The organism is Streptomyces sp. NPDC033131 (assembly GCF_055578365.1).
The window spans coordinates 1-23,112 of record NZ_JBVIPA010000050.1 but is presented as its reverse complement, the minus strand read 5'-3'; the positions used below and the strand labels follow the sequence as shown (position 1 = coordinate 23,112).

General features: G+C 66.4%; 23 protein-coding genes, 1 tRNA gene and 1 pseudogene. 15 read left to right on the top strand and 10 right to left on the bottom strand.

The genetic code is table 11. The features are described from left to right. Positions 1-64: 64 nt before the first annotated feature. Positions 65-1,294: an MFS transporter gene (locus tag ACZ5XS_RS39435; RefSeq protein ID WP_468659726.1), complete on the top strand. Its 1,230-nt coding sequence runs from the start codon at positions 65-67 to the stop codon at positions 1,292-1,294. 263 nt (positions 1,295-1,557) lie between these two features. On the opposite strand, the gene ACZ5XS_RS39430 is transcribed toward ACZ5XS_RS39435, so the two are convergent. The 6 genes from ACZ5XS_RS39430 to ACZ5XS_RS39405 all read right to left on the bottom strand — a co-directional run bounded on the left by ACZ5XS_RS39430 (position 1,558) and on the right by ACZ5XS_RS39405 (position 7,497). Further along, positions 1,558-3,237 (bottom strand): long-chain fatty acid--CoA ligase, encoded by a 1,680-nt coding sequence (locus ACZ5XS_RS39430; RefSeq protein WP_468659724.1) that lies wholly within the window; start codon positions 3,235-3,237, stop codon positions 1,558-1,560. A 121-nt stretch (positions 3,238-3,358) separates the two neighbouring features. Further along, a complete protein-coding gene (locus tag ACZ5XS_RS39425; RefSeq protein WP_217234973.1) occupies positions 3,359-3,919 on the bottom strand; it encodes a SigE family RNA polymerase sigma factor in 561 nt (186 codons plus the stop codon). Between the two features lie 250 nt (positions 3,920-4,169). After that, positions 4,170-5,336: a lipid-transfer protein gene (locus ACZ5XS_RS39420; protein ID WP_468659722.1), complete on the bottom strand. Its 1,167-nt coding sequence runs from the start codon at positions 5,334-5,336 to the stop codon at positions 4,170-4,172. Continuing rightward, positions 5,333-5,728, bottom strand: a complete 396-nt coding sequence (locus ACZ5XS_RS39415; RefSeq protein WP_468659780.1) for a MaoC family dehydratase — start codon at positions 5,726-5,728, stop codon at positions 5,333-5,335. Before ACZ5XS_RS39415 ends, ACZ5XS_RS39420 begins: the two co-directional genes overlap by 4 nt. Before the next feature lie 181 nt (positions 5,729-5,909). After that, on the bottom strand, positions 5,910-6,926 hold the full coding sequence (locus ACZ5XS_RS39410; protein ID WP_468659720.1) for a bifunctional MaoC family dehydratase N-terminal/OB-fold nucleic acid binding domain-containing protein: 1,017 nt from the start codon (positions 6,924-6,926) through the stop codon (positions 5,910-5,912). A 256-nt stretch (positions 6,927-7,182) separates the two neighbouring features. Next, the gene (locus ACZ5XS_RS39405) at positions 7,183-7,497 is read right to left on the bottom strand and encodes a hypothetical protein (protein ID WP_468659718.1); all 315 of its coding nucleotides are present in this window, start codon (positions 7,495-7,497) and stop codon (positions 7,183-7,185) included. A 359-nt stretch (positions 7,498-7,856) separates the two neighbouring features. Between ACZ5XS_RS39405 and ACZ5XS_RS39400 the strand changes: the two genes are divergently transcribed. The 3 genes from ACZ5XS_RS39400 (at position 7,857) to ACZ5XS_RS39390 (ending at position 9,822) form a co-directional block, all read left to right on the top strand. Then, on the top strand, positions 7,857-8,723 hold the full coding sequence (locus tag ACZ5XS_RS39400) for a bifunctional DNA primase/polymerase (RefSeq protein ID WP_468659716.1): 867 nt from the start codon (positions 7,857-7,859) through the stop codon (positions 8,721-8,723). 95 nt (positions 8,724-8,818) lie between these two features. Beyond that, positions 8,819-9,250 carry a hypothetical protein gene (locus ACZ5XS_RS39395; protein ID WP_468659713.1) on the top strand — a complete coding sequence of 144 codons (432 nt, stop codon included), beginning with the start codon at positions 8,819-8,821 and terminating at the stop codon, positions 9,248-9,250. Between the two features lie 50 nt (positions 9,251-9,300). Beyond that, complete coding sequence (locus tag ACZ5XS_RS39390; protein WP_468659711.1) at positions 9,301-9,822, top strand: DinB family protein; 522 nt, start codon at positions 9,301-9,303, stop codon at positions 9,820-9,822. A gap of 246 nt (positions 9,823-10,068) precedes the next feature. Here the strand turns inward: ACZ5XS_RS39390 and ACZ5XS_RS39385 are convergent, their stop codons facing one another. Continuing rightward, on the bottom strand, positions 10,069-10,203 hold the full coding sequence (locus tag ACZ5XS_RS39385) for a hypothetical protein (protein ID WP_468659709.1): 135 nt from the start codon (positions 10,201-10,203) through the stop codon (positions 10,069-10,071). Between the two features lie 226 nt (positions 10,204-10,429). Here ACZ5XS_RS39385 and ACZ5XS_RS39380 point away from each other — a divergent pair, with 226 nt between their 5' ends. Continuing rightward, complete coding sequence (locus ACZ5XS_RS39380) at positions 10,430-11,791, top strand: hypothetical protein (RefSeq protein ID WP_468659707.1); 1,362 nt, start codon at positions 10,430-10,432, stop codon at positions 11,789-11,791. A 283-nt stretch (positions 11,792-12,074) separates the two neighbouring features. Here ACZ5XS_RS39380 and ACZ5XS_RS39375 read toward each other — a convergent pair whose 3' ends face one another. Further along, positions 12,075-12,293, bottom strand: a complete 219-nt coding sequence (locus ACZ5XS_RS39375) for a hypothetical protein (protein WP_468659705.1) — start codon at positions 12,291-12,293, stop codon at positions 12,075-12,077. Positions 12,294-12,991: 698 nt separating this feature from the next. On the opposite strand from ACZ5XS_RS39375, the gene ACZ5XS_RS39370 reads away from it, so the two are divergent. The 6 genes and pseudogenes from ACZ5XS_RS39370 (at position 12,992) to ACZ5XS_RS39345 (ending at position 17,835) form a co-directional block, all read left to right on the top strand. Beyond that, on the top strand, positions 12,992-13,369 hold the full coding sequence (locus ACZ5XS_RS39370; protein WP_468659703.1) for a hypothetical protein: 378 nt from the start codon (positions 12,992-12,994) through the stop codon (positions 13,367-13,369). 81 nt (positions 13,370-13,450) lie between these two features. Continuing rightward, positions 13,451-13,846, top strand: coding sequence for a hypothetical protein (locus tag ACZ5XS_RS39365; protein WP_468659701.1), 396 nt, complete (start codon positions 13,451-13,453; stop codon positions 13,844-13,846). A gap of 237 nt (positions 13,847-14,083) precedes the next feature. Further along, on the top strand, positions 14,084-14,278 hold the full coding sequence (locus ACZ5XS_RS39360) for a hypothetical protein (protein WP_468659699.1): 195 nt from the start codon (positions 14,084-14,086) through the stop codon (positions 14,276-14,278). 109 nt (positions 14,279-14,387) lie between these two features. Further along, positions 14,388-15,967, top strand: a pseudogene (locus ACZ5XS_RS39355) (hypothetical protein); the annotation flags it as partial. A gap of 234 nt (positions 15,968-16,201) precedes the next feature. Beyond that, entirely contained in the window at positions 16,202-16,567 is a 366-nt protein-coding gene (locus tag ACZ5XS_RS39350; protein ID WP_468659697.1) for a hypothetical protein, read from the top strand. Next, a complete protein-coding gene (locus ACZ5XS_RS39345; protein WP_468659695.1) occupies positions 16,567-17,835 on the top strand; it encodes a tyrosine-type recombinase/integrase in 1,269 nt (422 codons plus the stop codon). The genes ACZ5XS_RS39350 and ACZ5XS_RS39345 overlap by 1 nt, the downstream gene beginning before the upstream one ends. Positions 17,836-17,971: 136 nt before the next feature. On the opposite strand, the gene ACZ5XS_RS39340 is transcribed toward ACZ5XS_RS39345, so the two are convergent. Then, positions 17,972-18,058: transfer RNA gene (locus ACZ5XS_RS39340), tRNA-Ser, on the bottom strand. Positions 18,059-18,466: 408 nt separating this feature from the next. Between ACZ5XS_RS39340 and ACZ5XS_RS39335 the strand changes: the two genes are divergently transcribed. The 3 genes from ACZ5XS_RS39335 to ACZ5XS_RS39325 all read left to right on the top strand — a co-directional run bounded on the left by ACZ5XS_RS39335 (position 18,467) and on the right by ACZ5XS_RS39325 (position 20,962). Beyond that, positions 18,467-19,612, top strand: a complete 1,146-nt coding sequence (locus tag ACZ5XS_RS39335; RefSeq protein ID WP_468659693.1) for an MGDG synthase family glycosyltransferase — start codon at positions 18,467-18,469, stop codon at positions 19,610-19,612. A gap of 13 nt (positions 19,613-19,625) precedes the next feature. Next, positions 19,626-20,198 (top strand): hypothetical protein, encoded by a 573-nt coding sequence (locus ACZ5XS_RS39330; RefSeq protein ID WP_468659691.1) that lies wholly within the window; start codon positions 19,626-19,628, stop codon positions 20,196-20,198. 230 nt (positions 20,199-20,428) lie between these two features. After that, on the top strand, positions 20,429-20,962 hold the full coding sequence (locus tag ACZ5XS_RS39325) for an NUDIX hydrolase (RefSeq protein WP_468659689.1): 534 nt from the start codon (positions 20,429-20,431) through the stop codon (positions 20,960-20,962). Here ACZ5XS_RS39325 and ACZ5XS_RS39320 read toward each other — a convergent pair. Beyond that, the gene (locus tag ACZ5XS_RS39320; protein ID WP_468659687.1) at positions 20,940-22,280 is read right to left on the bottom strand and encodes a helix-turn-helix domain-containing protein; all 1,341 of its coding nucleotides are present in this window, start codon (positions 22,278-22,280) and stop codon (positions 20,940-20,942) included. The genes ACZ5XS_RS39325 and ACZ5XS_RS39320 overlap by 23 nt on opposite strands. A gap of 93 nt (positions 22,281-22,373) precedes the next feature. Between ACZ5XS_RS39320 and ACZ5XS_RS39315 the strand changes: the two genes are divergently transcribed. Continuing rightward, positions 22,374-23,111, top strand: coding sequence for a hypothetical protein (locus ACZ5XS_RS39315; RefSeq protein ID WP_468659685.1), 738 nt, complete (start codon positions 22,374-22,376; stop codon positions 23,109-23,111). Position 23,112: the final 1 nt, after the last annotated feature.

The following is a 23,112-nucleotide window of genomic DNA, read 5'->3' as shown; positions in this document are numbered from 1 at the left end:
CAACCAGTTAGTTGCTAGAGCCGACTCCAAGAACCCCGAGGACCTCGAGGAGTACGTCCCCGCCATGCCGACAGCAGTCACCGCCCGACAGGCCCGCACCCCGACCCGGGAGCCCGGCGTCGCCGGCCGCTTCCTCCTCCCCCTGATCGCCCTCGCCAGCGCCGTCACCGCCGCGAACATCTACCTAGCGGCGCCGCTGCTCCCCCTCATCGCCCGCGACTTCGGCTCGACCCCCTCCGCAGTGGCCTGGGTCGCCTCCGTCGCCCAGTTCGGCTACGCCGCCGGCCTGCTCGTCTTCGCCCCCCTCGGCGACAGCGTGAACCGGCGCCGCCTGGTCGCCGTCCTGTCCCTGGTCACGGCCGCGGCGCTGGTCACCGGCGCCACAGCCGCCGGGACCACCGCGCTCGCCGCCGCGGTCCTCGTCGCCTCCGCCGCGACCGTCGTCCCGCAGCTTCTCGTCCCGCTGGTCGCCCAGCGCGCCCCCGCCGACCGGCGCGCCCGCCATGTCGCGGCCGTCATCGCGGGCCTGTTCACCGGCATCGTCGCGGCCCGCGTCCTCGGCGGCCTGGCCGGGCAGGCCTTCGGCTGGCGGGCCGTGTTCGTGGGCGCGGCGGCACTGACGGCCGCGCTGGGCATGCTCACGGCCTACGCCCTGCCCGTCGAGCAGCGCACCCCGCGCACCGGCTCCCTGTTCTCGGGCCTCACCGCCCTGCCGTCCGTCGTCCGACGCTCGCCCGACCTGTGGCGCGCGTGCGTCCGCCAGGCCGGGATGTACGGCGCCTGGAGCGCCCTGTGGACCTCCCTCGCGCTCCTGCTGACGAGCGAGGACGCGGCGGGCTACGGCCTCTCGACCGCGACCGCCGGGCTCTTCGGCCTGTTCGGGCTTGCCGCGAGCGGGGTCGCTCCGCTGGCCGGCGGCTTCGTCGACCGCTTCGGCGCCGCCAAGGTCGTACGGTCCGCGTATCTCCTCGCCGCCGCGTCCGTACCGCTGTTCTGGCTCGGCGGACACGTGATGGTGTCGTTGTCCGTGGCCGCGATCGCCGTCCACGCGGCCCTGGTGGCCTCCCACGTCGCCAACCAGACTCTCGCCCTCACCACCACCTCCACCCCGGCCACCGCCAACACCGCCTACGTCGTCGCCGGTTTCGCCGGCGGCGCCATCGCCTCGGCCCTGGCCGGCCCGGCGTTCACCCACTTCGGGTGGCGCGGGGTGTGCGCGGTGGCGGGCCTGTGGCTGGTGCTGGGATGGGTGACCACTTCGGTACGGCCGTTCGCCGTTCGCCGTACGGCGTGAGCGCTGCTCCGACCGCTCGGGCGTGCGCTGCTCCGACGTACCCGGTGAGCTGCTGCGACGTACAGCGTCAGCTGCTGCGACGCGCGGCTGCTGAGCTGGCGGTGACCGCTCCCGGCGTACGAGGTGGCCGCGCGTGCGCCGGACAGGGACCGTGGGCCCCGTCCGGCGTACCCGTGTGTTCGACGGTCAGGGCCCGTGGGGCCCCGCCCGGCCTGCGTCTGTGTTCTTCGGGCACGAGCGCCCGTGGGTTGCGTCGGGCGTCGTCAGAGTCGCGTGACGTCCAACTCGCCCTCCGCGTACTGCTTGCGCAGCACCTTCTTGTCGAACTTGCCGACGCTCGTCTTCGGTACCGCCTCGACGATCGACCAGCGTTCCGGGAGCTGCCACTTGGCGATGTGGCCCTCGTCGGCGAGGAAGGCGCGCAGCGTCTCGAAGTCGGCGGTGGAGCCCTCCTTGAGGACGACCGTGGCCAGCGGGCGCTCGCCCCACTTGTCGTCGGGTACGGCGACGACGGCCGCCTCGGCGACGTCCGGGTGGGACATCAGCGCGTTCTCCAGCTCCACCGAGGAGATCCACTCGCCGCCGGACTTGATGACGTCCTTGGCGCGGTCGGTGAGGGTCAGGAAGCCGTCCGCGCTGATGGTGCCGACGTCACCGGTCTTGAGCCAGCCGTCCTCGCTGAACTTGTCGGCGGGGCGCAGGGGTTCGCCGCCGGGGCCGTTGTAGTAGGCGCCGGCGATCCAGGCGCCGCGCACCTCCAGCTCGCCGGCCGACTCGCCGTCCCAGGGGAGTCGTTCGCCGCCGGGGCCGGAGAGGCGGGCCTCGACGCCCGCCGGGAAACGGCCCTGGGTCAGTCGGTACGCGAACTCCTCCTCCGTACCCACGGCATGGGCCGGCGGGCGGGCGATCGTGCCGAGCGGGGACGTCTCCGTCATGCCCCAGGCGTGGCAGACCCGCATGCCCAGCGTGTCGAACGCCTCCATCAGCGAGGGCGGGCACGCCGAGCCACCGATGGTGACCTGGGTGAGGGAGGAGACATCGCGGGGCTTGGTGGTCAACTCGGCGAGCAGGCCCTGCCAGATGGTGGGCACGGCGGCCGCGTGCGTCGGCTTCTCGGACTCGATCATCTCGGCGAGCGGGGCCGGCTGGAGGAAGCGGTCCGGCATCAACATGTTCACGCCGGTCATGAAGGTCGCGTGCGGCAGACCCCAGGCGTTGACGTGGAACTGCGGGACCACGACGAGCGACGTGTCCTGATCCGTCAGGCCCATCGACTGGGCCATGTTCACCTGCATGGAGTGCAGGTAGATCGAACGGTGGCTGTACACCACACCCTTGGGGTCACCCGTGGTGCCGGAGGTGTAACACATCGCGGCGGCCTGGCGTTCGTCCAGCTCCGGCCAGTCGTACGTGGTCGGCTTCCCCGCGATGAGCTCCTCGTACTCGTGCACCTGGACCGCGCCGGCGCCCGCGAGCAGCGAACGGTCGCCCGGCCCCGACACCACCACGTGCTCCACCGTCTTGAGGTGCGGAAGCAGCGGGGCGAGCAGCGGCAGCAGGGAACCGTTGGCGATCACGACCCGGTCGGCGGCGTGGTTCACGATCCACACCAGCTGCTCGGGAGGGAGGCGGAGGTTGAGGGTGTGCAGGACCGCGCCCATGGAGGGGATCGCGAAGTAGGCCTCGACGTGCTCGGCGTTGTTCCAGGCCAGCGTCGCCACGCGGTCGTCGCCCGTGACGCCGAGATCCTCCCGCAGCGCGTGGGCCAACTGGGCCGCGCGGTCACCGATCTCGGCGAAGGAGCGCCGGTGCGGCTCGCCCTCACCGGTCCATGTGATCACCTGTGATGCGCCGTGGATCGTCGATCCGTGGGCCAGGATTCTCGAGATCAGCAGCGGTACGTCCTGCATCGTGCTCAGCACGGTGTCCTCCCGGGGCGACATTGCCTAGGCGGTGGTAAGGGCTGCGCAAAGTCTGCGCGCATACCGCGCGGTATGTCACTAGGAAAGAGTGATCGATCAGGTCACGTTGCGGTCGATGTGTGAAGACGGTACCGGCCCGGCACTATCGGACCACCACCAGCTCGGGATCCTCGCGCAGCTTCCCCAGCGCCCGGGACACCGCCGACTTCACCGTACCCACGGACACCCCGAGCACCTCGGCCGTCTGCACCTCGCTGAGGTCCTCGTAGTACCTGAGGACGACCATCGCCCGCTGCCGGGAGGGCAGTTTCATGATCGCCCGCCACATCGCGTCGTGCAGCGCCTGCTGCTCGGCCGGGTCGTCGCCGGCGGGCGCCGCCTCCGTCGGCTCGGGCAGCTCCTCGCACGCGAACTCGTCGACCTTGCGCTTGCGCCACTGCGACGTCCGCGTGTTCAGCAGCGCCCGGCGCACATAGCCGTCCAGGGCGCGGTGGTCCTCGATCCGCTCCCAGGCGACATACGTCTTGGTCAGTGCGGTCTGCAGCAGATCCTCCGCGTCGCACGGGTTCGCGGTCAGCGACCGGGCGGTACGCAGCAGCACCGGCTGGCGGGCCTTCACGTACGACGAGAAAGAGGGGTACGGAAGGGTCTGCGTCGCCGGCGTGGCGGCCTTCGAAGCGCTGGTGCAGACGAGTGTGGTCATGGCTCCACGCTATGAGCGGTGGTGCCTCCGGCTCATCGGCCGCAGGTCCCGAAGAAGAATCCGCCTCAGGTTGTAGGGGTGGTGCTGGCTGCACCTCCTGAAGGTGGACGAGCGGGCCCGGCCTACTGCGGGTTTACCCCTGGGGGTGTACGCCTCCCCGCGCCGGTTCCTCATCGGCAGTAAGCAACGGTGATTCATCCGTCAGCGGTGAACCACGCCGGTTCATCCGTCAGCGGTAAGCAACGGCGGTTCACCCGTCAGCGGTGAGCAACAGGCCCGACGTCGGCACCCCCGTCCCGGCCGTCACCAGGATCCGCCCGGCGCCCGGTATCTGGTTCGCCGCCGTGCCGCGAAGCTGCCGTACTCCCTCCGCTATGCCGTTCATGCCGTGCAGATACGCCTCCCCGAGCTGTCCGCCGTGGGTGTTCAGGGGCAGCGCGGCCCGGTGCACGAAGTCCGCCGCCTCTCCCTTTCCACAGAACCCGAACTCCTCCAACTGCATCAGCACGAACGGTGTGAAGTGGTCGTACAGGATCCCCACGTCGATGTCGGGCGGGGTACATCCGGAGGTTCGCCAGAGCTGGCGGGCCACCACGCCCATCTCCGGCAGGCCGGTCAGGTCGTCGCGGTAGAAGCTGGTCATCTGCTCCTGTGCCCGGCCCGCACCCTGGGCGGCCGCCGCGACCACGGCGGGTTGGTGGGGCAGGTCGCGGGCCCGCTCCACCGAGGTGACGACGAACGCCTGGCCGCCGTCGGTCTCCTGGCAGCAGTCCAGCAGCCGCAGCGGTTCGACGATCCAGCGGGAGGCCGCATGGTCGGCGAGGGTGATGGGCCGGCCGTGGAAGTACGCCGCCGGATTGGTCGCCGCATACCCCCGGTCCATGACGGCGACGTGCCCGAAGGCCTCCGTGGTCAGGCCGTAGGTGTGCAGATACCGCTGTGCCACCATCGCCACCCACGACGCCGGCGTGAGCAGCCCGAAGGGAAGAGACCAGCCGAGCGCCACTCCCTCGGCCGACGGCTCCCGGTGCTGCACGCCGGAGCCGAATCTGCGCCCCGACCGCTCGTTGAAGGCGCGGTAGCAGACCACCACCTCGGCCACGCCCGCGGCGATGGCGAGTGCCGCCTGCTGGATGGTCGCGCAGGCCGCGCCGCCGCCGTAGTGGATGCGGGAGAAGAAGGACAGCTCGCCCATCCCGCAGGCCTGGGCCACGGTGATCTCCGGGCTGGTGTCCATCGTGAACGTGACCATCCCGTCCACGTCGGCCGGCCGCAGCCCGGCGTCGTCGAGTGCCGCCCGCACCGCCTCCGCCGCGAGGCGCAGCTCGCTGCGTCGCGAGTCCTTGGAGAACTCCGTCGCCCCGACGCCGACGATCGCCGCCCGTCCCCCGAGGGTGTCGCGGGTGCGTACGCTCATCCCGCCTCGCCCTCCCGGACGGTGACCGTCACGGTGCCGGTCACGTGTCTGCCCAAGGCGTTTGTTCCGACCACGTGGACGGTCGCGGTGTCGTCGGCCACGTCCTCGATCGTGCCCGTCAACACCATCGTGTCCCCGGGGTAATTGGGGGCGCCGAGTCTGATGGCCACCCTGCGGAGGGTGGCCCGTGGGCCGAAGTGATCCGTGATGTACCTCCCCACCAGGCCGTTCGTCGTCAGGATGTTCATGAAGATGTCGGGGGAGCCCTTCTGTCTGGCCAGTTCGGCGTCGTGGTGGACGTCCTGGTAGTCGCGCGAGGCGATGGCTCCGGCGACGACGAGGGTGCGGGTGATCGGGATCCGGAGCGGCGGGAGTTCGTCACCGGGTTTCAGGGGTGCATGAGCTGCATGGGGTTCGGGTTCACGGGCTGCATGGGGCGCATGGGGTTCGGGTTCATGGGATGCATGGGGCGCATGGAGTGCCGGTTCATGGGGCGCATGGGGTTCCGGTTCATGGGGTGCCGGTTCATAGGGTGCATGGGGTTCCGGATTGGGGGGGTTGGGGTTCATGGGTTTATGACGTCTCCTCCCGGACGCGGAAGACGGGCAGCACCAACTCCTCGTCGCAGTGCTGGAATTCGAGCCGGACCGGCTGACCGATCCGCACTTCGTCGTGCGGCACGCCGACCACGTTGCTGATCATCCGGACGCCTTCCGCCAGCTCTATCAGGGCGACCGCGTAGGGAGGGGCGAAAGCGGGGAAGGGCGGGTGGTGCAGGACGACGTATGAATAAACCGTCCCCTCGCCGCTCGCTTCGAGCGTGTCCCACTCCGGGCAGCCGCAGGTGTTGCAGCCGGGCAGCCAGGGATGGCGCAGGGTGCCGCAGCCGGTGCAGCGCTGGATCAGCAGCCGGTGGTGCCGGATGCCCTCCCAGAAACCGGAGTTGTCGCGGTTGACGACGGGACGGGGGCGCGGAGTTTTCTCCCGCCGGCGTGCCGGGGCGTACTTGAGGATGCGGAAGCGGTGGGTGCCGGCGAGTTCCTCGCCCACTGTCACGTCCATACGGGTCGTCACGAAGTAGCCGGTGCCGAGCTTGGTGGTCTTGCGCTCCGACACCGACTCGATCACCGCGTCGAAGGTGACCTCGTCGCCGGGCCGCAGCGCTCTCACGTAGTCCTGCTCGCAGTCGGTGGCGACGACCGAGGTGCAGCCCGCCTCGTCGAGAAGGGCGAGGAGTTCGTCGTACGCCTCGGTCCTGCCGATGTGGCCGCTGTTGCCGGAGAGCCCGCCCATGGTCCACACCTGGAGCATGGTGGGCGGCGCGACGGCGTCCGGGCCCGCATACGCCGGGTTGGTGTCCCCCATCGCCTCGCACCAGTGCCGGATCATGGGCGCGTTGACGGGGTCCCTGCCGACGCCGGCGACCGCGGAAGGCCGTCCCTCGTATGCCTTCAGCCGTTTCTTCAGTTCGCCCGCGTCGGCCAGGTCGCCAGGGGTGGCCTGGTCGTCCCGGCTGCCTTGGTCAGCCCGGCTGCCCTGGTCGCCCCGGCTGCCCTGGCCCTCGCTCACCCCCTGCTCGCTGTTCACCATCGCCCCCTCGTCATCTCGTGCCGCAATGCGTTGACACTTCTGGTACACCGCAGCCGCCAGGCCGGTTCCCACTCATTTCCCGAAGATTTCTGACTGTCCGTCAGACAGGGCGGGGTGTCAAGGCCGGTGACCCACAGGCGAAAACGTCTGCGCGACGGTGCCCTGGCACCGCCGCGCAGACGCCTTTCATCCCCCACAGAGCACCCATTGCACGGGAGATCGGAGAGCCGACGCCGGGAGCACCGGCTCCCTCAGATCACCACCACAGCGGGGTGAAGTTGACGGACGTGTTGTTGTTCCCCTGGTTGACGGCGGTGAACGCTGAGCCGTTGACCTGGGCGGTATTGCTCTGGTTCGAGGCCTCGGAGCCGATCGCCTGCTGCTGTGTTGTGGACGAGTTGCCGTGGTTGTCGAGCCCGGTCCCGCTACCGTCGACGGTCGCCACGCCCGCGTTCGATCCGTCGCCTGCGAAGGCGCCGTTGTCCGCCGCCGCGACGCCGGTGAAGAGCGCGGCGGCCAGCGGGAGGGCGGAGACGGCGGCGATGACGCGGGCGGTGCGGATGCTTGCCATGTGGTTCCTCCAGAACAGTGCACGTACCGGCTGCAGAGCCGGTCGCACGTGAAGTACGGCTTCTCTCAGGGCGGTTGGCCGACCACCCCGGTGCTGGTGCACGACGTCGCGAGATCAGAGTTGCCCACCGAAATCCCTGCGAACCGTCCGCTAAGCCATGATTCGCCCTCAAGCGTGGTGACATGTCGATAAACCCCTCTTCATGACATCACGCCCTATCTCTCAACGATTGCTGCGATCTCCATCCAAGCCAGGCCAGAGGGGAAGCGTTCCCGCACCTTTCCGGCCATGTCGTCCCGCTCGGCGCGTCACGCTCGCACCCTCTTCCTTTTTTCGAACACATGTACGAACATAGGCGCATGGCCACCACCGACCGGCAGGCCACGACGCTGGCCCTCGCACACGCCCTGTCAGCCGCCGAACGCGGGCTGGCCGTCATCCCCCTGTCCCGGACGAAGCTCCCGGCCCTGCGCTCCCCCCACCGCGACGACCCCACGGCTCCGCTCTGCCACGGCGAGTGCGGCCGCCTCGGCCACGGCGTCTACGACGCCACCACCGACCCGGCACGCATCCGCGACCTGTTCACGGCCGCGCCCTGGGCGACCGGCTACGGCATCGCGTGCGGCCTCCCGCCCCACCACCTGATCGGTGTCGACCTCGACATTAAGTCCGACACCGACTCCTCGGCCGCCCTGCGCGAACTCGCCCTGCGCCACCTGTTCACGATCCCCGACACCGTCGTCGTCCTGACCCCCAGCGGCGGCCGCCACCTCTGGCTGAGCGGCCCACCCGACGTCGTCGTCCCCAATTCGGCGGGCCGGCTCGCCCCCGGCATCGACATCCGGGGCGCCGGCGGCTACCTCGTCGGCCCCGGCTCCCGCACCGACCACGGCACGTACGCCACCGCCCCCGGAACCTCCCATCTCGCCCCCGCGGCCTGTCCGCCCGCGCTGCTCCGCCTCCTGCTCCCGCCGCCCCGCAGCCACCACCCCACGCCCCCGTCGACCGGCGGGCACGGCCAGGGCCTCGTCCAGTTCGTCCTCGCCGCCCACGAGGGCCAGCGCAACACCCGCCTGTTCTGGGCGGCCTGCCGCGCCTACGAGGACGGCATCGGCCCCGCCCTCGTCGACCCCCTGATCGACGCGGCACTGAACACCGGCCTCGGCGAACGCGAGGCCCGCGCGACGATCGCGTCGGCGGCACGGATGACAGGGCACCGGCCGTGACGGACAGGGCGCATGAGTGATCAGCAAGCCCCCCGGAGCCACGGGGAACCGAAATTCACGGGAGCACGATGCACGACCGCCCTAGAGTGCCGACCATGTCCCTGACCCGGGTGGTCCTCACCTCCGGCCGCTCGCTCGACCTCTCCGAGCTGCGGCTGTCCTCGACGTACGGCGGGATGCTCGAGGGCTACCCGTGCAAGCCGCTCAACGAGATGAGGATCAAGGGACTGCTGCGGGACGGCGAGCGCACCTTCCCCACCACACCCGTGCACCTGGTCCCGCCCCCGCGCGAGTACCCCGACCAGTACGCCGGAGGCTTCGGCCCGGTGGAAGTCCTGCCCTCCGTGGCGTGCGTCGGCTCCTTCCGCTCCGCGGCCCTGCACCCGGACCACGACCCGATCCTGTACCGCTCCGCGCTGACGGTCGTCTGGTTCCAGCCCACGACGCAGGTGCCGTCGGGCTGCGACGCGGAGGCCGCGCTGCGGGACATCGCGTGGGACGAGCTGGCGCGGGACTACGAGCTCTAGCCCTCAAAATCCCGTTTCTCGCCGGGCTGCCGGTATGCCAGTGTCGCCCGGTGACCGTTTCCCAATCCGACCTGCTGCGCCGCCAGTTCGACCTCACCTGGGCGCTGTTCGAATACCATCTCGACCGGCTCGAACCCGAGGACTTCCTGTGGGAACCGGCGCCCCACTGCTGGACGGTACGCCGGACCCCCGACGGCACCTGGCTGCCGGACTGGGCGGACACCGAGCCGGACCCCGTCCCCGTGCCGACCATCGCCTGGCTGAGCTGGCACATCGGCTGGTGGTGGGGCGTCACCCTCGACCACGTGGAGGGCCGCCCGCCCCGCGCCCGAACCGACGTCACCTGGCCCGGCGCCGGAAAACCCACGGTCCAGTGGCTCCGCGACCTCCGCACAGCCTGGCTGACCGCCCTGACCCGCCTCACCGACACCGACCTGTCCGCCACGGCCCCCTTCCCCTGGCAGGACGACCCCGAGCACACGGTCGCCGACATGCTCGCCTGGGCGAACGCCGAACTGATGAAGAACGCGGCGGAGATCGGGCAGTTGCGATTGCTGCGGGCGGTGTCGTAGGCAGCGAGTCAGGTCCGAAGGGGCACCCGGCTCGGGGCGTCCCTTCGGACCGATGAGCCGCAGGGAACAGCGGCCACTCGCACTCACGGGCAGTGCCCAACACGACGGCCCCCGACCGGTTCACCTGGTCAGGGGCCGTTCACCTGCGGTGGGTGTGGCATTGAATTCACGGTGCATCGCTGCCACGACGGTTTTCAAGACGTCGCGCTACTCGCCTGAGCCAACCGTTTCCCTACGCCACACAGATCACTCGAACCAGACCACTACATGCGCCACAATCAGGGATCCGGCGGCAGCAGAGGCACCGTAGAGCAAACCACGGACTGCCACATCAATTTTTTCTCGTACACCCTTGAGAGCCAATGGCCACTTGTGTTTCACGGTTCTCTCCTTTTCCGACAAGCCGAGGATCGCTCGATTCGATTGAATCCCCATCGAGCCGTCTCTCCAAAGGCCCGCAAGGGGGCCCTCGTGCCACTAAAATCACCCGCGAGCCCGCGCACGGGCCCCTGACCGGGCACACCCGTGCGCCCCCTGTGCGCTATTAGCAGGCACCGTGATGCGCGGTATAGAAGTTGTCCTAGCATCTTCAGTAAGGGGGCAACGGATGGCCGCAGGCGAACGGAATGAAGCACTGGCACAAGCCTTAGAAAGGGCACAAATCAGCAGGAAGGGTCTAGCCCTCCGCGTAAATCAACTTGGGGTGCGATATGGCTTTTCCCTGAACTACACGCACACAAGTGTCGCTCGCTGGTTAGGCGGCTCAACACCGCGTGGTGAAGTACCCATGCTGATATGCAGGGCAATCTCAGAGAAGCTGAATCAGCCAATCAGCCTGCAGGAATTGGGGCTCGCCTCCAACTTCGAAGAAGGCTCGGGATCGGGTAATTATTCGACTTCTGTGGATGATCTACTAATAAGGAGTCTGCAGGATATGCACTCGCCGGCCACCCCCAGGCGCGACTTCGTGATTGGGGCCGCCGCCTTCAGTTCAGATCTGTACATGCGGCCACTGCTCAGGTGGCTCGTGGAACCAACGGAAGATCTTCAAACCCACTCACGCGGAACGAAAATCGGAGTTGACTCGGTCGAGCGCCTCTTGGTTCAAATTGATGCCATCCGCACTCTGGATTCCCAGCTGGGTGGCGGATCCATGCCCGGAGACATGGCGAAGCTGTGTTTGAGCGGGGAGGCCGCAGCGGCACTGAGGGGTAATTACAGCAGGACTGTCGGCAAGCAACTTTTCAGCGCCACGGCAGAATTGGCAAGGCTGGCGGCCTGGACCTCGCTCGATGCCGGCGAGCATGGAAATTCACAAAAATACTTCATCCAGGCTCTTCGGTACGCCAAGGCTGCCAGCGACGTACAGTTCGGTGCTTTCGTGCTAGGTCAAGCATCGTATGGCGCAACCTTCATCGGGGACTTTCAGACAGCAATTGATCTGACAAATGTAGCCATGAAGGGCGCAGGGCAGCAGGCCAGTCCGAAGCTTTCCGCGTTCCTCTCGTTGGCCCAAGCCAGAGCATATGCGCGCGCGGGAACAAGGTATCAGGCAGAGAAATCTCTCGCCCTCGCCGAGGAAAAGCTCGCTGTAACAGACGAAGACGCCCTGTCAGGGTGGCTTGATTTCATGCTTCCGTCGCGTATCGCCGCCGATGCCGCCGAGGCGTATCTGGATCTATCCGCCCCCGAACTTGTCCTATCACAAAACAGTGCAGCGCTCGCCGTGCCGAAATCTTCTTTTGTTCGCTCCCACGGGCTACGCCTGTGTGTGATCGCGAGCGCTTACGCCCAGAAGGGAGAGAAAGATATTGCGCTACATTACGGGCGAGCCGCCTACTCGGTTACGCGTCGAGTGAATTCGAAGCGACTCGAGTCCCACTTCAGCCGTTTTATGACGGAAATCAATAAATGGGACGGAGAAGCGGATGTAGAAGCTTTCCGTGACTGGCTCAGGGACCCCGAGTAGGCGGTATCAGTCCCAACGGTCAGGCGACGCAACTGAAGATCCACCCCTCGCCCTAAGGGGTCCTTTCACTATGAGCGTCCGATCAGGTCGCGTGGTCTGGTGCCGTGCATCGCAAGGCGCCGGAGCGGCCGCGATGGGGGTCCCCCCGCGCGAGGTTGTTCGAGCGTGAGGGAGGAGCCACGTGGGCGTTTCGGCAACGCGGCGAGGTGCGGTGCCAGGCCGCGCGACCCGGACGGGCATAGTGAAAGGACCCCTAAGTCCTGGGCGAGGTGCAGGCTGAGGATCAGTACGCCGTACCGTCGTCGCCAGTCACGGGTTTCGCGTAGTCGAACATGTACTCAAGCAGTCCCCTGCTCAGCGAGCCGCCTTCGAGATCCTCAACCTCGACGTAGGTGACATCGCCCTTGGTGAACACCCCGGTTACACGAAAGTCGCGGTCGTGCTGCGGGTAGCCCGGGATGCGTCGAGCCCAGACGGAGCCGATCCGTGGCCGTGCGGTCATGCCGTGAGGCTACCGTGCACCTCACGTGCCCGATCGAGCGGGAACCACGGGGAACCACGGGCAATCGCGGTGCGACCACACGAAAACGGCCCCCGACCAAGTTGGCTGGTCAGGGGCCGTTCACCTGCGGTGGGTGTGGGATTTGAACCCACGGTGACATCGCTGCCACGACGGTTTTCAAGACCGTCCCGCGAACCGTACGTGAGACCAGGTCAAGCGCCCTCTCAACATCAAGCCGTGGGTCGCTGGCCCATACATGGCCCACACGCCCAGCATCTGGCGCTCAGACGTAGTCCTGCTGATCGTCACAGATCTCGTCCGGCACCCACTGGCACCACGACAGCAGCCGCTGGGACACGGTCCATGGCCGACTGGGGGCGGCTGACGCCGGTGGTGTCTGAGTCACTGGCGAGCAAAGAAGCGACCAAACCGTGCACAAGTGAGCCGTGAAAAGGGCGAGTTGTGCACGGCTGAATCTTCCGCGACTCCGTATTCGAACATAAGCTCCTCGGTACTTGGGCTGCTGCTCAGTCACCGACTGCTCAACTGGAGATTCGCGCGCCATGAGTAGGGGGTTCCTGCGCGTAGCGAGATCCAACGGTTTGGTGTTCCGTGAGACCCAACGCCTCAATGACCTAATGGGGAGAAAAATGTTTCGCAATCTGCACATGCGTCATCTTGCAACTGTGGCACTTGCCATGCCCATCGCAATGATACTCACCTCCGGTAATGCGCAAGCCGCCGGAAACAATACCGTTGCCTACACAGCCGATGGGGGCACCATTAAGGGAGGAAAGGCGATCTTGTATGGCACCTCGGCCCCGGAAAGACTTAAGGCCTGCGATACAGAGACGGATGGCCACAGCGTCATCGCCATAGTAACGTGGAACGATAACGGCCCTCACGGTGCGGAAATCGTAGACTCTGATGGATCGTCCGATTTCTGCGATAACAAGCCCGGGAATGTAAAGGTAGTGCAGATACCGGAGGGAACCGGGTACGTGGTTACGGCGTGCCTTTACGAGTCAGGATCCAAGAAGAAGTGGGCCTGCGACTCTGAGTCAGGCTCGGCGTGATCAAAAGCCTCTCTACGGATGTTAACTCAGATGCGCCCACCTAAAGCGCGTACTCATCACTGAAAGAAGAACGGAACGGCTATGGTTAAATCGTTCACCCGGATTGCAGTTGTCGGCGCATCCCTTGCCTTGGTCTGCGCTGGATCTACGCCAGCCTGGGCTGCGGATGTGGAAGTTCAGTGGGAAAATAGGGTGATATCCCTTTCCGCCGGGCGAGGCGACATGGCCTTCCACGACGATGGTGACGTTTTCGAGGTCTGTGACACCAAAGCGGATGGCGCGGGTGTCACTGGCTATGTGTACGAGAGGAACCCCGCAACGCTGAATGTCAGGATGGTCCGGTCCGTCAGTGATGGTGGAGACGCTGGCTGCGGCAAGATCAGCGACTACGGCGTCGGCAGATGGGAGATTTACATGCTCCTTGAGAGCCATGCTACTGGTGTACCCTCCGTTAAATCAGGGTGGTTCAACGAGTAAGCCGCAGAATCAAGGCTATCTTCAAGTCAGGAGTACCCTACTCGGAGGTATGAACACCGGGTCTTAGGCAGGACTAATGCGTAACTGCCGCACGCAGCCACGACCGTAACGATCTACGGCTGGAGTAGGGTCGCGCACACCGTATTCCACTCCGAGGCTGCGGCGCGGCACGTCACCGCACGGCCCGCGCTGCACGGTGGTCGGAGGCTGTCGTCGACGTTCTGAAGTGAGTAATCAATGCGTATTGATCACTTGGTCACTGCCACTTTTGGTCGATGGCCTGCACTCAAGGATGGCCAGCAACCGAACGCGGAGCAGATCTGGCATGCTGGCACGGAACGCAAGAAACGGCGCAATCGATGTGCGTATTCGTTGACGATTCTTGCCGTCGTTGGCATCGGTGGAGTCATGCTGGCAATGTTCTTTTCATGAGAAACCTCCGCTCTGGCTGCATCGGTGATCCAGTTGCCGGAGCGGGTATTCCTTAAGGACCCCTCGTAGGTTCAGTGACTACCTGGGTAAGACCCGGCTGGGCCAGTCACAGATGTGGGAGACCGGTTCCGGATTCTCCATCGACGCCGAACTCCCGCCCGGCGGCGCCACCTGGTCCAAGATCGCATCCGAGTCGCCGCGGCTGTCCGCGGACGCCCGGCTGCCGCACGGCTGCACCGCCACCGCCTCCCCCGGCATCGACCAGGGACGGGTCATCATCGACGTGACCACGGTCAACGTCCTGGAACAGGAACGCACCTACCCCGCCGACTACAGCACCCTGTCCGTGCTCACCGGTATCCCGTGGGGCTACCGCACCGATGCCTCCCAGATCCTCGCCTACCTGCGCGAACAGTGCGCCCTGATCGTGGGCCCGACCGGTTCGGGCAAGACGAACATGGTGCACGCGATCCTCGCCGGGTTCGCCCGCGCCGACGACGTCCTGACGTGGGTGATCGACCTGAACGCCGGGTCGGCCGGCCTGCCGTGGGTGCTGCCCGCGCTGAACGGGGAGATCGTGCGCAAGGACGGCAAGCCTGTACGGCCCGGTATCGACTGGCTCGCCGGCACGTTCGACGAGGCCATGACGATGCTGGACACGGCCGTGCGGGTGGCCAAGCAGCGCAAGATGGGCTACCAGGATCTGCTGTCCAAGGCGAACACGGACCTGCTGCCGATCAGCCCGCGGATTCCTCAGATCATGCTCGTGATCGACGAGGGCGCGGAGATCCTGGCCAGCCCCGACCGGCAGATACGCAAGCTCGGGGAAAAGATCCTCGAAGTGATCCGGATCGCCCGCGCCATGGGCGTGCGCACCGTGCTCACCGCGCTCGGGGCGACCGGCAGCGTGCTGAGCAACCTGATGATCCGCCGGGAAGCCAAGGTCCGCGTCGCCCTCACCGGTGGCGAGACCGAGGGCATGGACCTGAGCAAGATGTTCCCCGGCACCCGGGGCCTGCGCGTCGACCAGGCCCCGCACAAGGGCGCCGGGTTCATGGGCACCCCGGAGTCCCCGGCCGCGCTGTTCAAGGCGTGGCGGATCCTCCCGAACCAGATACGGGAGATCATCGCCGCCACCTCCGACCGCCACCCCACGCTGGATGCCGTGTCCGCCAAGGCAGCCGGCCCCGCCTACGCGCGGCGCTGGGACGCCGAGCGCACCGCATGGATGCGCGACCAGGTCGTGACGGACGATGCTGGCGACTTGGCACGAGACATTGCGGGGGCGACGCTCCCCTGTCCGCGCTGAACCGGCAGCCGGAGTCGCCGGAGGAGGAGTTGGCGCGCCGGTTCCGTGAGGAGATCGACGCGCAGTTCGGCACCGCACCCGACCCGCACACCGCCGACGATGGCGACCGGCCGGACCATCCGGCCGGACTGAACCTGTCCGCGCTGCGGGGCGAACAGGACAGCCCCGCGCAACAGGCCGCGCTCGCCGCACTGCTCGCCGCCGGACGGGAAGGCACCGGAGCATCCGCGATCGCCCGCGCGCTCGCAGACGCGTACGGCACGACCCGTCAGACGGTCGTCGGCTGGCTGAAAACATGGGTGCAGGACGGCACCGCCGTACGCGTCGGCGAGGGCACCAAAGCCCGCTACATCCACCGCTCCCACGCGTCCGACGACTGATCACTTGTCGCTTGTCGCCCCGCTTCACCACATGCCGCCTACCGGGTGTCTGGAGCCCTGGAAACGGCTTGTGGCCTGGGAGGCGACAAGCGACAAGACAAGACAAGCGACAAGCCAGACGCCAAGCCGCACGACAAGAGAGACGACAAGCAACGCGACAAGCACAGCATCCATCCGCACGGGCCCGCGCCACCCTTCGGCGCGGGCCCGCGGCACACCCCGAGGGAGCCAGAAATGAGCCAGCACCTCCCGCCCGGCCAGATAGCCCCGCACATCCCCGCCGACCTCTACCAGCGCGCGCAGGCGACCGGACAGCCGGTCGTGTTCGTCGTCAACGACACCCCGGCCGGCATCCCGTGGCAGCGCATCGTCGTCCCGTTCGCCATCGCGGGCGCGGTCGTTGCCGGCGGCCGGGGGCTGGTCGCCGCCATCTGCTTCCTGCTCGACGCCGCGGCCCACACCTTCACCGTCATCGCCGCCGCGGCCGGAGCCATCGGCGTCGGCGGCATCACCCTGCGCCTCGCCCGCGGCAAGACACCTAGCTACGCCAAGGGCGGCCCCTCCATCTCGCCAAAGCTGAGGGGCGCCGATCGGAGTTGATGACCGCTCTCCGCGACCACCAGCAATTCGACGAGGAAACGGGCCTGCCCGCGGGCGAATTGAGGGCTCGCACTTCCCCATCCTGGTACGAACACGTCACCGGCTACGTACTGATGAAGTGGCCGCGAGCTGCGGCTAAGCACCGGGCGAGCATCGCAGAATCGCTCGCTGTCGTGACCCCTGTGCTCGTCACCAGCAAGCGGGGAGCGCCCCGTGCCGCGGTACTGCGCACCGCCTTGTATCAGTGGGCATTCCGGGCTGTTCGTGGCCCCGAAGGGCACTGGGTGTCGCGCCATGCCGTCGAGGAGCCACCCTCTGAAATCCGAGCCGCCCTGGAGTGGATTGCTGCCCACTCCATCAAGGTCAAGGACTTGGAAGACCCGGCGCTACTACGGCCCGCCCTGGAGGCGCGCTCACTCCGGCTGGATGGCGGCAAAGCTGCCGAGAACACGGCCCGGCGCAAGCGGATGGTGCTGAGTAACGTGCTGCGCTACACGGTTGAGAAGAAAGGGCTGCTCACAGCAAACCCCCTGCCCCGGGTGGACTGGACACCGGCCGAGAGCGACGACGAGATTGACTTCCGGTACGTGCCTGGCCCGGATGTGGCACGCGCCTTGCTCGGGGCGGTCCGCGACTCCGGGGCGCGCGGTCAGCACCTGCACGCGTTCTTCGGATGTCTCTACTACGCAGCCATGCGGCCCGGTGAGATCGTCGCGCTCAAGGAGTCGGACTGCACCTTGCCGCCCAACTCCCCGGAGACCGTCAAGGAGTGGGGCGAACTGCTTCTTGTGGAGAGCTGCCCGGAGGTTGGCGGCGGCTGGACGGACGAGGGCACGTCATACGAGAAGCGGGGACTCAAGCGGCGCAGAAGCGGCGCAACGCGCACCGTGCCCATCCCGCCTGTTCTCGTGCATCTACTTCGCGAGCACATCACCCGGTACGGCACCGCCGACGACGGCCGGCTGTTCCGAGCAGCACGTGGAGGACGCGTGGCTTCCACCGAATACTGCGCCATGTGGGAGAGAGCACGTAAAGCGGTACTGACTCCCAACGAAGTGAAATCCGAGCTTGCGGCAGTGCCGTACTCCCTGCGGCATGCGGGAGTCTCGCTCTGGATCAAGTCGGGGGTGGACCCGGCGGAGGTCGCCGCACGCGCCGGCCACAGCATCGCCGTGCTGTACCGCTTCTACGCGAAGATCCTCAAGGGCGGTCAGCAGCATTCCAACAGCCTGATCGCCCGCGCGCTCGACGAAGGGGAGCAGCCCTGATCCTGGCCCACAGATGGCCCAAACGCACTGTTCAAAGCTGGGATATGGGCGAGTCAGGGTGAGACAGGGTGAACGCAGAAGGGGTGCCGTTCCGGAGAGTGGCACCCCTTCTGACCTGCAATGCTTCTGACCTGCGCGGTGGGTGTGGGATTTGAACCCACGGTGACATCGCTGCCACGACGGTTTTCAAGACCGTTCCCTTAGGCCGCTCGGGCAACCCACCTGTGCCCCGGCCCACCAGGGGCGGAGCGGGTACAGACTACCGGGCGTGGGCTCGAAGAGGGGAGCATGGTCCACACGAGGTCCACAGCCTCTCGTCTCGGGCGCCGGAACTCCCCGTGAGCAGCACCCCAACCTGGTACCGCGCCAGCAAGCACCCAGCCGCTGCTGGGGTCAACCACGCTCGTCCCCCCGGCACACGACCTCCAATCCTCTGCTGCCGTATGGCCGGTGCCGCGCGCTCCCGCCACCCTGACACGTGCGACCCATGGCGGAGCAAAGTCCCAGCCCGCCCCGCGCCGAAGGCTCCGATCCGATCAACAACATGTGGGGCAAGGGCGCGCACTGTTGATGCTTGGCCATATCGTTGGACAGCCATTGGTTTTTACTCGACAGGACCTGGAAAGTTCCCGTGTCACAGCGCAGAGCTGAGAAGGTGCGTGGACCTGCGCCCGGGCTTCGGAGGGTAGCTATTTTGACCCTGCCGCTCGGGAACGGGCACACGGCGGCCGCCCATGTCATCGCGAGCGTTCTGCGGAGCAATGGCATCCAAGCCTCGGTGTACGACCCTTCGGAAAACCTGTGCTCTCTGTTCCCGCTGACCAGAGCGCTCCGTTCGTTGTACCGGTTTGCGGTTAACTGGAGGCATGGGTCTGTCCATGTTGCCCTTTACCGACTTGCGGACCGTCACCCAGCCAGCGTTTCTAGAATCGTCAGCATCGTGTTTGGCCGGCGCTTCAAAGCCTGGTTGAATTCTATTGGACCCGTGGACTCTTTTATTTCGACCTTCTCGCTGCTCGCATATCTCCTGGGGGAGAGGGGGGGAGCTCCCGTGGTCTCTTTCATAACAGATGCCGGACCGGTCAACCGCATTTGGTTTCACGGATCGATCGACAGATACATTGTGCCCGATTCCGGTAGCTATTCAATGGCCATGCGCTGCGATGTTGAAAGCGAGCGTGTTTCCCTTGTATGTCCGCCCATATCGGCAGGCGGGAGGATAGCTAAGGAACAGGCCCGTCGAGATCTGAACCTTGAAGACCGCTTCACAGTACTCGTGACCGGGGGCGGCTTGGGCCTTGGGAAAGGCATTCTGGAAGCCGCACGCGCACTGGTCGCGGCACGAACTGACGTGCATTTGATCCTGAATGCGGGCAACAACGCCGAGTTGCTCAATGCTTTCACCGATCTTTGCACTTCGGGAACCAGTTGCACGGTCACCGGATTTTCCTCGGACTTCCCGCTTATGCTGGCGGCATGCGATCTTGTTATCGGTAAGGCGGGGTGGTTGACTTTGAACGAGGCGATGTCGGCCCATCGCCCCACACTGATCGTCGATGTTGTTCCCGGACAGGAAGAGGGGAACTGCTCCTTCGCCGAGAAGGCTCGGGTGGGACGCCGGGTCAGCCCGATCGAAGTGCCAGAGGTGGTGCAGCACTACGCAGGTTCGGAGTCGGCCTTGCGTGACGATTTCTCTTTTGCCAATGAAATGCTTTCCGCCTCTTGGGCGGACGAGCTTGCCGAGGATTTGAAAAAATGGTCACGGGATAGGTGGTAGCAGGTTGCCGTCGATGGAGGAAGAGATTGTCGCCGCTCTGCGTTCAGAAATTTCGGAGTTGCGTGCCAGCTGCGAAACTCTGATTTTCGCGTTCGATCGCATGCTGAACTTTGCACTCGCTTTTTCCGTGGGAGGTGCGGGTATTGCCTTGACGAAGGGGCATTTTATCATCATGGCAGTGGTGCCCTTCCCTCTGGCGGTCATCGTGGGCTATCTGCTCTCACTTAACGCGGAAGGTCTAAGTCGCGCCGGGCACAAGAAGTATTTGGAGGAAAAGCTAAACGGAATACTGGGAGGTTCCGTTTACCTTGAGGAAAGCGCGGTCGCGCCCACCCGGCAGGGGAATCACTGGTTCGGCCGCCCTGGTGTGGTGAGCATGCAACTAACGGTAGGGCTTCTGCTCCTTGGAACCTTTGCGCTCGGCCTGCAAGCCGTTCTTCGGGATTACCATCAATATTGGATACTGTACGCAGCGGCGATACTGCTCTCGATTTTGTCGCTAGTAAGTTCCGTCCGTGAGCTCAGTCGAGCGTACGGGTTGGCGTACAAGGCAGCCAGGGAAAGCGATTCCGGGTTTACATCGTGAATACACGCCGCATGGCGAAAGTGGGATGGGGCCCGTCTTGATTCGGCGTAGCGGGGCGGAGCGCGGACCACGGAGGGTGCCAGGTCCGGAAAGGTGCGTTGCGGTGGAGGCGGGGGGCGTCCCTTCACGGCAGGTCAGGCTCTCGTCAATCTGACGCAAAACCTCAGAACCCTGCGTCCTACCCTCGACCAGTCTGAGATCCTGGAGACCGATCGAGAGGGGCCGCAGGTATGGAGTGGAAGACTCACGGTGAGCGACAGATCTACACCAACCCTTGGGTGAATCTGTGTCTGGTCGACGTCCAACAGCCTGACGGGCGCAGGTGGGAGTACCACGTCGTTCGACTGCGGCACCTGGCCGTGGCTGCCGTGGTCAACGACCGCCAGGAGGTGCTGATGATGTGGCGGCATCGCTTCATCACGGACTCCTGGGCCTGGGAGTTGCCCATGGGCCTGGTCGAGGCGGGCGAGTCTCCTGAGGAGGCGGCGGCCCGCGAAGTCCTGGAGGAGACGGGCTGGCGGCCTGGTCCCATCAAGCCCTTGATCTACGCCGAGCCGGCCAACGGGATCACGGACTCGCAGCACCACGTCTTCCGTGCGGACGGCGCGAGTTACGACGGTCCGCCCACGGAGAAGAACGAGTCCGACCGCATCGAGTGGATACCCCTCAGCGAGGTGCGAGGGATGATCGACCGCCGCGAGATCGTGAGCAGCGGATCGCTCGTCGGTCTCCTGTACCTGCTCATGGATCAAGCGATCCGCTGACCAGTGGAAGGCGTTCCCGTAGCCGCGCCTCGAAGGCCAGGGCTACGGGCTCCTGCCTGTGTGGGGCCAACTGGTCGTAGAACTCCCGAAGGTGGCCCGACACTCGCTCCGAAGCCACCGCCGATGCGGGCTCCAGAGCTTGCGTAGCGGTGTGGCACGCCTGGTCAAGCTTGCCTTGGTCCAGCTGCGTACGAGCCAGCCAGAAGGCGTGAAACGCGCGGCCTCGCTGATTGTTGCGGGCTTCCCGGCGCAAGGCATCCGCGATCAACGGTTCAGCCTTCGCTGCCTCGCCCAGTCGGCCATGGGCAATGCCGGTATCCACTATGAGCTTCGGCTCGTCGAAGTAGCCCACCCACGACGGATCCGGGTCGCTCGCCTGGATCTGCTCGAACTGGCTGTGCGCTTCCGTGATCGCCCGGTGAGTGGACGTCTGGCTGCCGAGCGTGGCATGGGCGAAGGCTTCCCGCATGGACAACATCGACAGGACCCGTGGTGTGGTGTCGGCGGCCGAGCGGGCCTGGTCCTGGGCTGCGGTCACGAGTGCCAGGGAGTCCGCGGGCTTGTCCTGGTAGGTCGCCTGCAAGCTCATGCAGGCGAGGACATTGGCCATGAACTGGCGGTCGTCGATGGTCTTGGCGAGTTGCAGAGCCTCGGTGAAGTAGGCGCGGGCCTGGTTGTACTGACGGGCGTCGAAGTACGTCCAGCCGGTAAGGCGAGCGAGCTCGGCCGCGATCCCGTACAGGCCGTTCTGGATGGCCTGGGGTCGGCTCTCCTTCAGGAGTCCGACCACATACCGAAGCTGACCGACCACGGCCGGCCTGAGTGCCTCGCCACCGTACTGGTCATCTCGTCGCCAGTAGTCCTCGATGGAGGACCGGAATGCCTCAAGTGTTGCTGCGCTGAGGTTGGTCCGCGTGGTCAGCGCAAGGATGCTGTCCACATCGGGCCCCGGTAGGGACGCAGGGGCCTGCTCATCCGGCTCCGGCACTTGGGGAGCCTCGCGCTCGGTGACGACGAGAGCCTGGGGCGTCTCCCATGGGCGCCGGGCAAGCCCGAGCATGTGCCCTGGAATGCGCAAGCCGTCGGCGATGCGCTCGACGACGTCCATGTGCAGCAACTGGCGGCGGCCCGCGATCACTTCGCCGACGCGGCTCGGCGTCAGCTCGCATCGCCTTGCGACCATCGACGGGTAGATGCCCGCTCTGGTCTTCACCAGCCGGAAGACTCTGCCGAAGTCCCGTACCCGGCACGCATTGATCATCTCGGGATCGGTGAGCAGCCGGGCAGGCAACTCCTGCGGCCGGTCGGCGTCGGGCATTGGGCAAGCTCCCAAACTGCGAGGGCTACGCAACGTCGCGGATTCTCTACTTGCCGCGATGTTACCCAAGTTGGGTAATCAGCCTGACCACACATGAAGGATCCGAACGCCCCGGCGGAAGGCATCTTCGGTCACGTCCCGCCCATCGTCGCCCTGGTGCTCGCCATGCTCGTCGGATGGGCGGTCTGGTGGGTAGTCCGCTACATCCGAGCCGACGCCATGACCCGGCAGTCCATACGGCAGGCCATACGGGTGCGGTGGGGCTGGAAGCGGCTCGCACCGATGCTCAAGCTGTCGGCCACGGACAAGACCCCGACCGCGCTGGCGTCGCTGGCGAACACGAACGGCAAGCCCATCAAGCCGCGCGTCCTCATCCCCTCTCTGAAGGTGAGGCACGACGCGTACGGAGTGATCGCGCGGGCGCAGTGCCTGCCTGGCGTTGGACTCCAGCAGTTCCAGAAGGCGGGCCCGCACCTGGCGGACGCCTGGGGGTGCACACGAGTGGCGGTCACCCAGGACACGCCTGGGCAGGTCCTCATCCGGGGTGTGCGACTGGATCCGCTGAAGTTCCCCACCGAGCACCACCCCACGGGTGAGCCACCAGAGGAAACGGCCCGATGGGATCTGGGCCTGGACGAGTACGCGCAGCCGGTGTCCGTGAACCTGACGCAGGTGCCTGGTGTGACCGTGGCCGGCCTCCCCGTTATGTTCTTCGCGGTCCTGCAAGAGGGCCGCTGGGCCTCCGGGCCCGGCATGACTGTGTCCCCCTGTCGATGGGATGACCTGGGGGGTGGTGTCACCGGGCCTGGGAGGTGCCGTCGGAGACGCTGAT

Coding starts and splice junctions, on each gene's coding strand:
- ACZ5XS_RS39375 (WP_468659705.1), bottom strand. CDS start 12,293: ATGACCGCACGGCCACGGATCGGCTCCGTCTGGGCTCGACGCATCCCG.
- ACZ5XS_RS39420 (WP_468659722.1), bottom strand. CDS start 5,336: ATGAGCGTACGCACCCGCGACACCCTCGGGGGACGGGCGGCGATCGTC.
- ACZ5XS_RS39325 (WP_468659689.1), top strand. CDS start 20,429: ATGGAGTGGAAGACTCACGGTGAGCGACAGATCTACACCAACCCTTGG.
- ACZ5XS_RS39315 (WP_468659685.1), top strand. CDS start 22,374: ATGAAGGATCCGAACGCCCCGGCGGAAGGCATCTTCGGTCACGTCCCG.
- ACZ5XS_RS39350 (WP_468659697.1), top strand. CDS start 16,202: ATGAGCCAGCACCTCCCGCCCGGCCAGATAGCCCCGCACATCCCCGCC.
- ACZ5XS_RS39320 (WP_468659687.1), bottom strand. CDS start 22,280: ATGCCCGACGCCGACCGGCCGCAGGAGTTGCCTGCCCGGCTGCTCACC.
- ACZ5XS_RS39405 (WP_468659718.1), bottom strand. CDS start 7,497: ATGGCAAGCATCCGCACCGCCCGCGTCATCGCCGCCGTCTCCGCCCTC.
- ACZ5XS_RS39365 (WP_468659701.1), top strand. CDS start 13,451: ATGGTTAAATCGTTCACCCGGATTGCAGTTGTCGGCGCATCCCTTGCC.
- ACZ5XS_RS39410 (WP_468659720.1), bottom strand. CDS start 6,926: ATGGTGAACAGCGAGCAGGGGGTGAGCGAGGGCCAGGGCAGCCGGGGC.
- ACZ5XS_RS39380 (WP_468659707.1), top strand. CDS start 10,430: ATGGCCGCAGGCGAACGGAATGAAGCACTGGCACAAGCCTTAGAAAGG.
- ACZ5XS_RS39430 (WP_468659724.1), bottom strand. CDS start 3,237: ATGTCGCCCCGGGAGGACACCGTGCTGAGCACGATGCAGGACGTACCG.
- ACZ5XS_RS39425 (WP_217234973.1), bottom strand. CDS start 3,919: ATGACCACACTCGTCTGCACCAGCGCTTCGAAGGCCGCCACGCCGGCG.
- ACZ5XS_RS39400 (WP_468659716.1), top strand. CDS start 7,857: ATGGCCACCACCGACCGGCAGGCCACGACGCTGGCCCTCGCACACGCC.
- ACZ5XS_RS39395 (WP_468659713.1), top strand. CDS start 8,819: ATGTCCCTGACCCGGGTGGTCCTCACCTCCGGCCGCTCGCTCGACCTC.
- ACZ5XS_RS39330 (WP_468659691.1), top strand. CDS start 19,626: ATGGAGGAAGAGATTGTCGCCGCTCTGCGTTCAGAAATTTCGGAGTTG.
- ACZ5XS_RS39360 (WP_468659699.1), top strand. CDS start 14,084: ATGCGTATTGATCACTTGGTCACTGCCACTTTTGGTCGATGGCCTGCA.
- ACZ5XS_RS39435 (WP_468659726.1), top strand. CDS start 65: ATGCCGACAGCAGTCACCGCCCGACAGGCCCGCACCCCGACCCGGGAG.
- ACZ5XS_RS39345 (WP_468659695.1), top strand. CDS start 16,567: ATGACCGCTCTCCGCGACCACCAGCAATTCGACGAGGAAACGGGCCTG.
- ACZ5XS_RS39370 (WP_468659703.1), top strand. CDS start 12,992: ATGCCCATCGCAATGATACTCACCTCCGGTAATGCGCAAGCCGCCGGA.